Here is a 13106-nt window from a genome sequence, read left to right on the forward strand (position 1 = left end):
GGCGTCTGCGATGGGGAGTCGCAGACGCCACCGCCGGATCAAATTGAACAGGTATGGCCGGGTCTGCAACGGATCCGGCATAATCCGCCGCACGAACTCCGGCGGCTCAGCCAGCACACCAGGGTAGGGAACGGAAGGCCGTCCCCCGCAGCGCCCTGAAACTCCTTTGCAACACGAACGCAATACCTTGCCGCATCGCCGCGCAAACGGCGGTGCCGTGGGTGTTCATCCGCGCGCCGCGTGCGCCACCCTGATCCGTAACGCCTGAGACCCCTGAATGTCCGCCCATCGCATCACCTCTGCTTCGGCCGCAATCTCTTCCTCCCGCACCGCCCGGCAGCCGCGCCCCCACGCGCTGGCGCTGGCCTGCGTTTCGCTGCTCGGCCTGAGCGGCGCCGCCCTGGCCCAGGACGCGAGCCCGACCTCGCTGGACGCCATCACCGTCACCGCCGACCACCGCGAGCGTAACCTGCAGGAAGTGCCGGTCTCGGTCGGCGTGGTCCAGGGCGAGCGCCTGCGCGACTACACCGCCGGCGGCGATGACACCCTGCTGGCCCTGAGTGGCCGGGTGCCGAGCTTCTACGCCGAAACCACCACCGGCCGCATCTTCCCGCGCTTCTACATCCGCGGCCTGGGCAACATCGATTTCTACCTGGGTGCGTCGCAGCCGGTGTCGATCATCCAGGATGACGTGGTGCTTGAGCACGTGGTGCTGAAGTCCAACCCGGTCTATGACGTGGACCAGATCGAAGTGCTGCGTGGCCCGCAGGGCACGCTGTTCGGCCGCAACACCACCGCCGGCATCGTCAAGTTCGACAGCATCAAGCCCAGCCAGGATTACAACGGCCGCGTGCAGGCCAGCTACGGCAGCCATGGCAGCGTGTCGGTGGACGGCGGCTTCGGCGGCCCCATCAACGACATCGCCTCGTTCCGCGTGTCGGCGCTGTACCAGCACCGCGACGACTACGTGGACAACACCTACACCGGCCCCAGCGCCGATGGCACGGTGTCCCCGAAGAAGAACGCGATGGGCGGCTTCGACGACCGCAACGTACGCGCCCAGCTGCTGCTGCAGCCCAGCGACAACTTCTCGCTGCTGGCCTCGGCGCACGCCCGCGATTACGAGGGCACCTCGACCCTGTTCCTGCGCAGCGCGATCACCAAGGGCTCCAACACCACCGATGCGCCGCGTGACCAGGTGGCCTACGACGAAGCCGACAACAACCCGCAGGCATACAAGACCTACGGCGGCTCGGTCAAAGCCGTGTACGACTTCGGCAACATCTCGCTGACCTCGATCACCGCCTACGAGACCACCTCCGGCTACAGCCGAGGTGACACCGACGGCGGCGCGGCCGCCAACTTCCCGGTCAACGGCGTGCCCAACGGGTACGGCCAGTCGATGGGGCAGATCCGCGACCTGGACCAGTGGACCCAGGAAGTGCGCCTGGCCAATGCCGATGACAACCGCCTGAAGTGGCAGGTGGGCGCGTTCTACTTCGATGGCCGTGACACCACCGATTTCTACCAGCGCGCCTGGTTCCTGCAGGGCGCCGCGCGCAACCCGAACAACTGGGTGCGCCTGCGCAACACCAATACCTCGTGGGCCGGTTTCGGCCAGCTCAGCTACGACGTGACCGACAAGTTCACGCTGACCGCCGGCCTGCGCCAGACCCGCGACGAGAAGCGCACCCGCCTGCTGAAGACCGCCGATACCGCCGCCGGCGTGGTCACCTACCGTGGCCGCACCGATGTGGAAATGGCCGACACCACCCCGAGCTGGGACGTGAGCGCGATGTACGCGTTCAACCCGCAGGTGAGCGTGTACGCCAAGGTGGCGCGCGGCTTCCGCGGCCCGACCATCCAGGGCCGCTCGGCGGTGTTCAACGCAGACTTCACCACCGCCGATTCGGAGACCATCCTGTCCTGGGAAGCGGGCGTGAAGAGCAGCCTGTGGGACAACCGCCTGCGCATGAACGCCACCGCGTTCACCTACGTGGTCAACGACATCCAGCTCAACGGCAACGATTCCAACGGCAACGGCGTGCTGTTCAACGCCGACAAGGCCAAGGCCTATGGCCTGGAAGCAGACATGGAGCTGCGCCCGATCCCGAACCTGAGCCTGACGGCCGGCGTAAGCCTGCTGCACAGCGAAATCCAGGATGACCGCGTGTATGCGCAGGTCTGCGCGCTGAACGGCGCGGTGGTGTGCACCGTGAATGACCCGACCATCAAGGTGGGCGCCAACACGTTCGCCCAGATCAACGGCAACCCGCTGCCGAACGCGCCGAAGTACAACCTGAACTTCGCTGCGCGCTACGACTTCCCGGTCAACGACAGCGACGTGTTCTTCGTCTCCACCGACTGGAACAAGCAGGGCTATACCAGCTTCGTGCTGTATGACTCGGCCGAGTTCAACTCCAAGGGCAGCTTCGAAGGCGGCCTGAAGCTGGGCTACTCGGGCAACTACGGTGCGTGGGAAGCGGCACTGTTCGCGCGCAACATCACCAACGAGAAGAACCTCAAGGGCGTGATCGAGAACTACATGGCGGCGGTGTACAACGAGCCGCGCGTCGTGGGTGTCTCGTTGAACCTGAACTGGTAACCCGATGAAGAAAAGGCCCCGTGCGAGCGGGGCCTTTTCGTTGCGGTCCTGCGCAGCCACGCAGGGCGTGGCTCTACGCAATCGCGGGTAGAGCCACGCCCTGCGTGGCTGCTTGGGATCAGCCTGCGACGGGCAACAACGGCGCCAGCACCGGCTCCAGCACTGCCTGCCGCCAGCCCGCCAGCGCCTGCGGCCAGGTGCGGCTTTCCAGGTAGCTTTCCAGGTGCTTGCGCGAGGCCAGCACGCCATCGGGCAGGCCCAGCTCGGCGGTACGCGCGCTCACTGCGTCCTGCAGCCGCTTCAACGCCTGCTTGTTGGCATCGTTGGCCGGCAGCGCCAGCGGCGCCTCGGCCTCGTCGTGCAGCGGCGTTTCCAGTGCTTCCCAGACCTGCGCGGCCAGCTTGCGCGGGGCCTTCGGGAAGCCTTCCATCAGCTTGGCCAGTGCGCCGGCATCGGCCGGCGGCGTACGCGCCAGCAGCGCGGCCAGTTCGTTGTCCAGGATCCAGCTGCGCGGCTTGTCGCTTGCCCGTGCCTGCACGTCACGCCAGCGCAGCAGGCGCAGCAGGCGGCGCTGTGCGGGCGCATCCATGAACTGCGCCGAGCGCATCGCCACGTGCGGCCAGCGCTCTTCGTCCTGCTCGACACTGGCCAGCAGGCGCTCGGCATCGTCCTGCAGCCACTGGCGGCGGTCCAGCTCGCCCAGCTTCGCATCCACCGCATCGTGGATCGCGAACAGGTACTCCACGTCGTCGGCGGCGTACTCCAGCTGCGAATCCGTCAGCGGGCGGCGCATCCAGTCCGAGCGGGTCTCGCCCTTGGCCAGGGTCACCCCGGTGATGGCGGTGACAAGCTTCTGGTAGCCCATTCCACCGCCGATACCGGCCAGCGACGCGCCGATCTGGGTGTCGAACAGCGGCCGCGGCAGCACGCCGCAGGCCACCTTGAAGGTGACCAGGTCTTCGCTGGCGCTGTGCATGATCTTGAGAATCGAGGTATCGGCCAGCCACGGCGCCAGCGCCTCGGTCATGCCCGGAATCAACGGGTCGATGATCAGGATTTCATCGCCGACCGCCATCTGCACCAGTGCCAGCTGCGGCCAGTAGGTGCGTTCACGGATGAATTCGGTGTCCAACCCGATGCGGGTGGGGCGCTGGCGGTAGCGCTCGTCCAGTTCCGCCGGGGTTTTGATCCAATAGGCCACGTAGGGATTCCATCTACTGCAGGTTTGCTCAGGTGAGGGAGAATAGCCTAACGTCGAGGCCGTCCCGCCGAAGGAACCCGAATTGCGTACTCCAGGCCCTGTCCCGCTGTTGCTGGCCGCGCTGCTGCTGGCCACGACCGCCTGCTCGCCCGACGCGCCACCGCCACGCCCGGCGGCGGCGCGCGCGCCCGAGCCGGCCAAACGGGTCGAACCTTCACCGGGGCAGGTGACCATCGGCGGTGAAGACGAAGTGGAGACCGAACAGCGCTGGCAGCCACCGGCGGTGGTCATTGCCGACGACGGCGTGGCCCAGGCGCGCCGTGACGCGGCCAAGGCCTTCGACGAGGGGCGCTTGTACGCCACCGCCGCCGATGCCATTCCGATCTGGCTGGCATTGCGCCAGCGCGACGCCAACGACCGCCAGGCCCAGGCCGGGCTCACCCGTGCCCGCCAGCAGCTGCTGAAGGACGCCACCGAACTGCTGGAGCGGCCGTTGCAGCAGCGCGAGGCACTGGCCAAGGCCGGCGAGATCGCGCTGGTGCTGCTGGCCCTGGCCCCGGATGACCCCAAGGTGCGCCAGCTGCAGTCGCGCGTGGAGCTGGCCCAGCGGGTGGTGGCCTACAACCGCGCCGGCGAGGAGGACCTGCGTGCCGATCGCATCGGTGAAGACGGCGACGGTGCCATTCCCAACTTCCGCGAGGCGCTGGCGCTGCAGCCGGACGAGCCGCGCGCCAGGCAGGGGCTGGCCGCCGCCGAAAGCGCGCTGATCCGCCGCGCCGAAGCCGCTGCCCGCAGCGCCGATTTCACCGCCGCCGGCACTTGGCTGGCCGAAGCGGCCAAGGTGCGCGATTCGGCGCCGACCATTGCCGATGCATTCGAACGGATCGAGGCGATCCGCGCCGCCACGCTGGTGCGCCTGCGCGACGAGGGCCTGCGCGACCTGGGCAGCCCGCAGGGGCTCAAGCCGGCACGGCAGAAGCTGGAAGACGCGCTGCGCATCGCGATGCCCGGCGACCCGGTGGTGGCCCAGCTGCGCGAGCGCATCGAACTGGCCACCCATTACGGCAGTTTCCGCCCGCGCCAGGTGTTCAGCGATGCGCTGCGCGATGGCGGGCGTGGCCCGCAGATGATCGTGGTGCCGCATGGGGGCTTCCAGATGGGCGCCGGCGATGCGGAGCCGGGCGCCAGCGATGCGGAGAAGCCCTCGCATTACGTGCGCTTCGACCGCGGCTTCGCCATGGCGATCACCGAAGTGACCGTGGCCGACTACCGCCGCTACGTGCAGGCCAGCAACGCCAGGCCGCGCGCCACCCGGCGTGGCCATTCGATCATTTACGACGAACGCAGCGGCAACTTCACCCGCAGCAGCGGGGTGGACTGGCGCTCGGGCTACGACGGCACCCCGGCCATCGCCAATTCGCCGGTGATGCACGTGAGCGTGCGGGATGCCGAGCATTACGCGATGTGGCTGTCCGAACAGACCGGGCGCTCCTACCGGCTGCCCAGCGAGGCCGAATTCGAGTACGCGCTGCGCGCCGGCACCAGTGGCCGCTATCCATGGGGCAACGAGGGCACGCCGCCGCCGCTGTCGGGCAACTTCACCGGCGGCGAAGACGTCTCGCCCTCCGGCCGGCGCTGGTTCAACGCCTTCGTCGGCTATGGCGATGGCTGGTGGGGCCCGGCCCCGGTGGCCACCTTCGAACCCAACGCCTGGGGCCTGCACGACATGGCCGGCAACCTCAGCGAGTGGGTGGCCGACTGCTGGCACGCCAGCTACCGCCGGGCCCCGGCCGATGGCGTGGCCTGGTTCAACCCCGGCTGCCGGCAGCGGGTGATCCGCGGCGGCAACTGGGCCAATGCCCCCGAACAGACCCGCGCGGCCTGGCGGCAATCACAGGATTCGGACACGACCAGCGCCAGGATCGGCTTCCGCCTGGTCCGAGGTATCTGAACCCTCGGCTTGGCGCTAGGATTGCCCCGAATGCCGGCAGGGCGTGCCGGCCCCAACAGGAACCAGGACGATGAGCAGCGATCCCTATGGCGGTCAGCAGCAACGAGCACGCCGCCCCGGGCTGTTCGGCAACATCCGCTGGTGGGTGCTGCTGGCGTTCGCCGGCTATGCCGCCTTCTACTGGTTCTCCAACCGTAGCGTGGACCCGTACACGGGTGAGAGCGTGCTGATCGACAGTTCACTCGATGCCGACCAGGAAAAGGCGCTCGGCCTGCAGGCCTACCAGCAGATCCTGGCCGAGGAGCGCCCGCTGGATCCCAACGCGCAGATATCGCGTGACGTGCGCGCGATCGCCGAACGGCTGATCCGCAAGGTGGACGTGGTGGAAACCGCGCTGGCTGAAGAGCACGGCTTGAAGCCGGCGCACTTCTCGCGCGACTTCGAATGGGAAGTCAACGTGATCCAGTCCGACCAGGCCAACGCGTTCTGCCTGCCGGGCGGCAAGATGGCGGTGTACACCGGGCTGGTGCCGGTGGCACAGACCCAGGATGCGATGGCGGTGGTGATGGGCCATGAAATCGCCCACGCGCTGCTGCGCCATGGTGCCCAGCGCATGGCCCAGCAGAAGCTCACCCAGATCGGCCAGATGGCCGGCGCGGCCAGCGGCATGGACCCGCAGCAGCAACAGATGGTGATGTCGGCGATGGGCTACGGCTACCTGCTGCCGTATGCGCGCAGCCACGAAACCCAGGCCGATGAAGTGGGCCTGATGTTGGCGGCCGCTGCCTGTTTCGACCCGCGCGAAGCGGTGCCGCTATGGGAACGCATGGGCCAGGCCAGTGGCGGCCAGGCGCCGCCGGAATTCTCGTCCACCCATCCCAACCCGGGCACGCGCATCCAGAACCTGCAGGCGCTGATGCCCAAGGCCATGGAATACCGCCAACGCTACTGCGAATCCGCAGGCGCCCCGGCAACCCCCTGACCGGGGTCCTTCACGACCACATCGATCACCCCATCCTGCACCCGGGCCTTCAACGTATCGCCAGGGGAAACATCCAACGGTGACCGCACCAGGCGCCCATCCTCCTCACGGGTCAGGATTGCGTAACCGCGCGCCACCGTAGCCAACGGGCTCACTGCCTCCATCGAACGCGCCAACGCACGCAGGCGCACCGTATCGCGCTGCAGCTGCCGCGCCATCGCCGCCTCTGCGCGTGGCTGCACCCGCAACAGGCGCTGCTTCAGCGCATCCAGCTGGCGCTGCGGATGGCCATTGCGCAGCACCACCGCCGCATGCCGCAGCCGTGCCAGGCGGCGCTCATGCTGCTGCTGCCAGGCGCCGGCCAGGCGCCGGGCCAGATCCTGCTGCCGGCGCTGCAGCAGCTGCAAGCGGTTCTGCGGGCTCTGTGCGTTGAGCCGCAGCAGCGCACGGTCCGCACGCTGCATGGCCTGGCTCAGCCCATGCCGCTGCAGCTGCACCAGCCGCGCGGCGAACCGGCGCAGGCGCAGCTGCAGGTCGCGCTGGTCCGGCACCAGCAGTTCGGCGGCGACCGACGGCGTGGGCGCGCGCAGGTCGGCGGCAAAATCGGCCAGGCTGAAGTCGGTTTCGTGGCCCACCGCCGACACCACCGGCGTGCTGCTGGCAGCGATGGCGCGCGCCAGCTGTTCGTCGTTGAAGGCCCACAGGTCCTCCATCGAACCGCCGCCGCGGGTAAGCAGGATCACGTCGTAGCGACCGCTCGCATCGGCGCTGCGCAGCAGCGCGGTGATCTGTGCGGCGGCGCTGTCGCCCTGCACCAGGCTGGGCAGCAGGTCCACCTCCAGCAGCGGGAAGCGGCGCGCCAGCACGCTGAGCACGTCGCGTACGGCAGCGCCGGTGGGCGAGGTGATCACCGCCAGCCGGCGCACATGCGCGGGCAGGGCGCGCTTGCGCTCGGCGGCGAACAGGCCTTCGGCCTCCAGCCGCGCCTTGAGCTGTTCGTAGGCACGGCGCAGCGCGCCTTCGCCGGCTTCTTCCATGTGGTCGAGCACCATCTGGTACTCGCCGCGCGCTTCGTACAGGGTCAACCGGCCGCGCGCGAGCACGCGCATGCCTTCGCGCGGCACGAACTTCAGCCACTGGCTCTTGGGCTTGAACAATGCCGCGCGGATCTGCGCGCGCGCGTCCTTCAACGTGAAGTACATGTGGCCCGAGGCCGGGCGGGTCACGCTGCCCAGCTCGGCTTCCACCCACACCATCGGGAACGTGCCTTCCAGCAGGTCGCGGGCCAGGATGTTGAGCTGGCTGGGCGTGAGGATCTGCGCGCTACGGTCCATGGACGGTCAAACGGTACGAACGGGCGCCCATGGTCGCATGCCGGGGCGAGGTGCGTGTGTGCGGCGCTCAGCCGACGTTGTCGAGCCGGGCGTGCTGCTGCAGCGCCCATTGCACGTGCTCGCGTACCAGCGCGGAGTCGTGGCCGGCGCGCGCGTGCAGCGCGGCCAGCGTATCCGGATGTCCCGGCGCATTGCCCAGCGCCACCGCGATGTTGCGCAGCCAGCGTTCATGCCCGCTGCGGCGGATCGGGCTGCCTTCGGTGCGGCGCAGGAACTCGTCTTCCTCCCACGCGAACAGATCGCCCAGGGTGGCGGTGTCGAGCGCATTGCGGGCGCGGAAATCCGGCTCATCGGTACGCCGCGCGAACTTGTTCCAGGGGCACACCAGCTGGCAGTCGTCGCAGCCGTAGATGCGGTTGCCCATCAGCGGGCGCATGTCTTCGGGAATAGCGCCATCGTGTTCGATGGTGAGGTAGGAAATGCAGCGCCGCGCATCCAGCCGCTGCGGCGCGATGATGGCTTGGGTGGGGCACACGTCGATGCAGCGGGTGCAGGTGCCGCAGTGCGCGCTGGCGGGCGCATCCACCGGCAACGGCAGGTCGATGTAGATCTCGCCCAGGAAGAACCACGAGCCGCCCTGGCGGTCGATCAGGCAGGTGTGCTTGCCGATCCAGCCCAGCCCCCCGTTGCGCGCCAGCGCACGCTCCAGCACCGGGGCCGAATCGACGAACACGCGATACCCGAAGGTGCCGATCTCCGCGGCCAGCGCATCGGCGAACTTCTGCAGGCGGTTGCGCATGAGCTTGTGGTAATCGCGGCCCAGCGCGTAGCGCGCCACGTAGGCGCGGTCGCCGTCGTGCAGCGTTTTCCAGGCTTCGGTGTCGTCCTTGTGGCCGTAATCCATGCCCACTGAAATCACCCGCACGGTGCCGGGCAGCAGCTCGGCCGGGCGCGCGCGCAGCGTGCCATGGCGCGCCATCCAGTCCATCGTGCCGTACAGGCCCTGGCCCAGCCAGTCGGCCAGGTGCGCTTCGTCGTCGGCCAGGTCGATGCCGGACACGCCGCAGCGCTGGAAGCCATGCTGGCGCGCAAGCGCGCGCACCCGTTCGGCGGCACGGGCCAGGTCGAGCGGGGCGGGCAGGGGAACAGCGGACATGCGGCAAGTATAGAATCCCGGCATGCACGAACTCGATGAACTGTTCGATGTCGCCGCCGCGCGCCGTCTCGATGCCCAGGCCAGCGCGCTGCTGGGCGATGGCGGCGCGGGGCTGATGGAGCAGGCCGGCACGGCCGCCTGGCAGTGCCTGCTGGAGCGCTGGCCGCAGGCGCAGCGGCTGTGCGTGGCGGCCGGCGCAGGCAACAACGGCGGCGATGGCTACGTGCTGGCGCGACTGGCCCAGCAGGCCGGGCGCCGGGTGCAGGTGCTGCGGCTGGCCGATGCGGGCGCGCGGACGGAGCTGGCTGAACGGGCCCGCGCGGCGTATCTGGCAGCAGGCGGGCAGGAAATCCTCTTCGCGGAGGAATTGCCTCCCGCTGACATCGTCGTCGATGCGCTGTTCGGCATCGGCCTGAACCGCGCACCGGGCGGCGATGCGGCGCGGCTGATCGCGGCGATCACCCACAGTGCGCTGCCGGTGCTGTCGCTGGATGTGCCCAGTGGCGTGGACGCGCGTACCGGCGCGGTGCCCGGTGATGCGGTGCGCGCCACGATCACGCTGCAGTTCATCGTGCGCCACCAGGGCCTGTACACCGGCAATGCACTGGAATGCATCGGCGGCCGCCGGTTGGCGCCGCTGTCGCTGCCGGACGGTTCACAGGCGGGCATCGCCCCGGCAGCGTGCCTGTGGCTGCCTTCCCGGCTGCCCACGCAGCTGCCGCCGCGCCGCGCCAATACGCACAAAGGCGAATCGGGCCATGTGCTGTGCGTGGGCGGCAACGCCGGCAGTGGCGGCGCGGTCATGCTGGCCGCCGAATCGGCGCTGCGCGCCGGCGCAGGGCTGGTCAGCGTGGCCACCCAGCCGCAGCACATCGCACCGCTGCTGGCGCGCCTGCCCGAAGCCATGGCCCACCCGGTGCAGGAGGCGCAGGACCTGCAGGCGTTGCTCCCGCGCGCCAAGGTGATTGCGATAGGTCCCGGGCTGGGCCAGGACGACTGGGCGCACGAGCTATGGCGCCAGGTGCTGGCCAGCGGCAAGCCGCTGGTGATCGATGCCGATGCGCTGAACCTGCTGGCGGCCACGCCGCAACCGCTGCACGACGCGATCCTCACCCCGCACCCGGGCGAGGCGGCGCGGCTGCTCGGGTGCGATACGTCGCAGGTACAGGCCGACCGCTTCGCCGCCGCTGCGGCGTTGGCCGCGCGCTTCAACGCCGTGGTGGTGCTCAAGGGCGCCGGCACGGTGGTGGCCGCACCGCTCCAGCGCCCACGTGTGATTGCCGCCGGCAATCCGGGCATGGCGGTGGGTGGCATGGGCGACCTGCTCACCGGCATCATTGCCGCACTGCGCGCACAGGGCCTGGACGCCTTCGACGCGGGCAGCAGCGGTGCGCTTCTGCACAGCCTGGCCGGTGATGACGCGGCCAGCGAAGGCCAGCGTGGCCTGCTCCCCACCGACCTGCTGGTGCCGCTGCGCCGGCGGGTGAACCCGGAACCGTGACTTCCATGATTGAGTTCTTCCTGGCCGAACCGCAGGACACCGACCTGCTCGGGCAATGGCTGGCGGCCACCCGGCCCCCGCACGCGGTGGTGCAGCTGCAGGGCGACCTGGGCGCCGGCAAGTCCACGTTGGCGCGCGCACTGCTGCGCGCGCTGGGCGTGCAGGGCGGCATCCGCAGCCCCACCTACACGCTGGTGGAGCGCTACCCGCTGGGCGACGGTCATGAAGCCTGGCACCTGGACCTGTACCGGATCGGGCAGGCCGAAGAGCTGGATTTCCTCGGCCTGGACGAGGGCAGCGCCTCGTTGTGGCTGGTGGAATGGCCCGAGCGCGGGGCCGGCGCACTGCCGCCCACCGACCTGATCGTGGCGCTGGAGATCGAGGGGCAGGGCCGGCGTGCCCGCCTCAGCGCGGCCAGCGCGGCGGGACATGAATGGCTGGATCGGCTCCCGCAGGGGGGCGACTTGCAGGCCCTTTCTGTGGGCTGACACTAGGAAACACCCCCAGGTTACGGATTATTAAGGGAAAAGGTGTTGCTTTTCATTCAGCGCAGTGATTGAATCCGTACCCATGCCAATGGGGAAGCCATTCACTGCCATCTGCGCCGCCGTCGGACTCTGTCTGGCGAGCGCGATGTCGTGGGCGGGCGAGGTCCGCCAGGTGGCCCTGGAGACCGGTTCCACCGGCACCCGCGCGGAGATCGCGCTGTCCGGCAGCGGCGGTTACAAGACCCTGACCCTGGCCGGCCCGAACCGGTTGGTGGTCGATTTCCCGGATTCCAGCGCGGTGCGCAACCTCAAGCTGCCCACGCCCAAGGGCGTGGTGACGGCGGTGCGCACCGGGCAGCCGGTGCCTGGCACGTTCCGGGTGGTGTTCGACCTGGCCGAGTCGGTGGCGCCGTTCAAGCCGCAGCTGGTCAAGCAGGGCGAGGATTCGCGGCTGGTGATCGAATGGCCGGGCGATGCGCCGGCCAGCGTGGCCAGTGCGCCGGCGACACCTGCACCGACCACTGCCGCGCCCGCGCCAACTCCGGTGGCCGCACAGCCGACGCCTGCGCCGGCTGCCGCAACCACCCAGACCCTGCCGCCGACGCCGGCGGAAGCCGCGCAGGCGCGCAATGACGCGGCGCGTGCGACCGCGCTGCTGACCGCGTCGGTGCGCCAGCAGGCCAGCGCCAGCGCTGCCACGCCAGTGCCGACGCCGGCCGCGCCGACGGCGACCACGGTCAACGTGGCGGCGGCCGGTACGGCCAACGCCGCCAGCAATTCGGCGTCGCCTGCGGCCATCCTGGCCGGCCAGCCGACCACGGCCAGCGTGCCGGCGCCGGTGCCGACCACCGTGGTGCCGGCGCAGCCGCCGCGCCCGGTGATGCCCAGCGATGCCTCGCGGATCAAGATGCAGTCGGGCATGCGCCCGCTGGTGGTGGCGATCGATCCGGGCCACGGCGGCCAGGATCCTGGCGCGGTCGGGCCGACCGGCAAGCGCGAAAAAGACATCACCCTGGCGGTCGCACGTGAGCTGGCGCGCCAGGTCAATGCAACGCCGGGCCTGAAGGCGTTCCTGACCCGCGATACGGACGTGTTCATTCCGCTGCCGATGCGCGCGCAGAAGGCACGTTCGGCCAAGGCGGACATCTTCATTTCGATCCACGCCGATGCGGCGGAAAACCGCGCGGCCACGGGCTCGTCGGTGTACGTGCTGTCGACCAAGGGCGCGTCGTCGCAGCGTGCGCGGTGGCTGGCGGACAAGGAAAACGCGGCCGACCTGGTCGGTGGCGTGCGCCTGCAGCAGACCGAGGGCACGCTGGCCAACGTGTTGCTGGACCTGGCCCAGAGCGGCTACATGAAGGCTTCTGAAGATGCGGCCGGGCATGTGCTGGGCGGGCTGAAGCGGATCGGCAAGAACCACAAGCCGAACATCGAACGCGCCAACTTCGCGGTGCTGCGCACCTCGGACATGCCGGCGATGCTGGTGGAAACGGCCTTCATCTCCAATCCGGATGAAGAGCGCCGCCTGATGGATCCGGCCTACCAGCGCCAGATCGCCGGTGCGGTGCTGGATGGCGTGCATACGTTCTTCAGCCGCCAGCCGCCACCGGGCACGCTGTACGCAGCCAAAGCCCAAGCCGAAATAGACGCCGCCGGGACTGTCGCTGGCGGCAGCAAGTAAAAACCCGCTTCGGCGGGTTTTTTAATGCCGCCGGTCGACAAATTCCGTGGCGCCGGGCTCTGCCCGGCTGCTGTTGGTTTTCTGCGAACAGCCTATTGCCTGCGCATTTCCAGGCAGGGCCGGCGGGTGCGGGGGTACGGGGGGCGCCGTGAACCCATCCTTGGGGGCTCTTGCGAAACATCCATGTTTCGCAAAGCCCCCGTACCC

Annotated in this window: 9 protein-coding genes; 6 read left to right on the top strand and 3 right to left on the bottom strand. The window is 69.3% G+C overall.

From position 1 onward, the window contains the following. Positions 1-277 precede the first annotated feature (277 nt). Positions 278-2605, top strand: a complete 2328-nt coding sequence (locus QMX79_RS16680) for a TonB-dependent receptor (protein WP_282247729.1) — start codon at positions 278-280, stop codon at positions 2603-2605. Between the two features lie 118 nt (positions 2606-2723). Here QMX79_RS16680 and rnd read toward each other — a convergent pair whose 3' ends face one another. Further along, the gene (gene rnd / locus QMX79_RS16685) at positions 2724-3806 is read right to left on the bottom strand and encodes a ribonuclease D (RefSeq protein WP_282247730.1); all 1083 of its coding nucleotides are present in this window, start codon (positions 3804-3806) and stop codon (positions 2724-2726) included. A gap of 106 nt (positions 3807-3912) precedes the next feature. Between rnd and QMX79_RS16690 the strand changes: the two genes are divergently transcribed. Both QMX79_RS16690 and QMX79_RS16695 read left to right on the top strand, forming a co-directional pair. After that, entirely contained in the window at positions 3913-5757 is a 1845-nt protein-coding gene (locus QMX79_RS16690; RefSeq protein ID WP_282247736.1) for a formylglycine-generating enzyme family protein, read from the top strand. 70 nt (positions 5758-5827) lie between these two features. Further along, entirely contained in the window at positions 5828-6739 is a 912-nt protein-coding gene (locus QMX79_RS16695) for a M48 family metallopeptidase (RefSeq protein ID WP_282247731.1), read from the top strand. Here QMX79_RS16695 and xseA read toward each other — a convergent pair. After that, positions 6703-8073, bottom strand: a complete 1371-nt coding sequence (xseA, locus tag QMX79_RS16700; RefSeq protein WP_282247732.1) for an exodeoxyribonuclease VII large subunit — start codon at positions 8071-8073, stop codon at positions 6703-6705. The two genes, QMX79_RS16695 and xseA, sit on opposite strands and share 37 nt — an antisense overlap. Positions 8074-8140: 67 nt before the next feature. Further along, positions 8141-9229 (bottom strand): tRNA epoxyqueuosine(34) reductase QueG, encoded by a 1089-nt coding sequence (gene queG / locus QMX79_RS16705; RefSeq protein ID WP_282247733.1) that lies wholly within the window; start codon positions 9227-9229, stop codon positions 8141-8143. 22 nt (positions 9230-9251) lie between these two features. On the opposite strand from queG, the gene QMX79_RS16710 reads away from it, so the two are divergent. The 3 genes from QMX79_RS16710 to QMX79_RS16720 all read left to right on the top strand — a co-directional run bounded on the left by QMX79_RS16710 (position 9252) and on the right by QMX79_RS16720 (position 12899). After that, on the top strand, positions 9252-10730 hold the full coding sequence (locus tag QMX79_RS16710) for an NAD(P)H-hydrate dehydratase (RefSeq protein WP_282247734.1): 1479 nt from the start codon (positions 9252-9254) through the stop codon (positions 10728-10730). Between the two features lie 5 nt (positions 10731-10735). After that, positions 10736-11218: a tRNA (adenosine(37)-N6)-threonylcarbamoyltransferase complex ATPase subunit type 1 TsaE gene (gene tsaE, locus QMX79_RS16715; RefSeq protein ID WP_282247735.1), complete on the top strand. Its 483-nt coding sequence runs from the start codon at positions 10736-10738 to the stop codon at positions 11216-11218. A gap of 88 nt (positions 11219-11306) precedes the next feature. Next, positions 11307-12899, top strand: a complete 1593-nt coding sequence (locus QMX79_RS16720) for an N-acetylmuramoyl-L-alanine amidase (protein WP_282247737.1) — start codon at positions 11307-11309, stop codon at positions 12897-12899. Positions 12900-13106 lie beyond the last annotated feature (207 nt).

The organism is Stenotrophomonas sp. PS02300, assembly GCF_029959395.1.
GTDB classification, from domain to species: domain Bacteria; phylum Pseudomonadota; class Gammaproteobacteria; order Xanthomonadales; family Xanthomonadaceae; genus Stenotrophomonas; species Stenotrophomonas maltophilia_AD.

Excerpts from the sequence above, each read along its gene's own strand:
- tsaE (WP_282247735.1), top strand. The coding sequence starts at position 10,736 with ATGATTGAGTTCTTCCTGGCCGAACCGCAGGACACCGACCTGCTCGGG.
- QMX79_RS16695 (WP_282247731.1), top strand. The coding sequence starts at position 5,828 with ATGAGCAGCGATCCCTATGGCGGTCAGCAGCAACGAGCACGCCGCCCC.
- QMX79_RS16710 (WP_282247734.1), top strand. The coding sequence starts at position 9,252 with ATGCACGAACTCGATGAACTGTTCGATGTCGCCGCCGCGCGCCGTCTC.
- queG (WP_282247733.1), bottom strand. The coding sequence starts at position 9,229 with ATGTCCGCTGTTCCCCTGCCCGCCCCGCTCGACCTGGCCCGTGCCGCC.
- QMX79_RS16720 (WP_282247737.1), top strand. The coding sequence starts at position 11,307 with ATGGGGAAGCCATTCACTGCCATCTGCGCCGCCGTCGGACTCTGTCTG.
- QMX79_RS16680 (WP_282247729.1), top strand. The coding sequence starts at position 278 with ATGTCCGCCCATCGCATCACCTCTGCTTCGGCCGCAATCTCTTCCTCC.
- xseA (WP_282247732.1), bottom strand. The coding sequence starts at position 8,073 with ATGGACCGTAGCGCGCAGATCCTCACGCCCAGCCAGCTCAACATCCTG.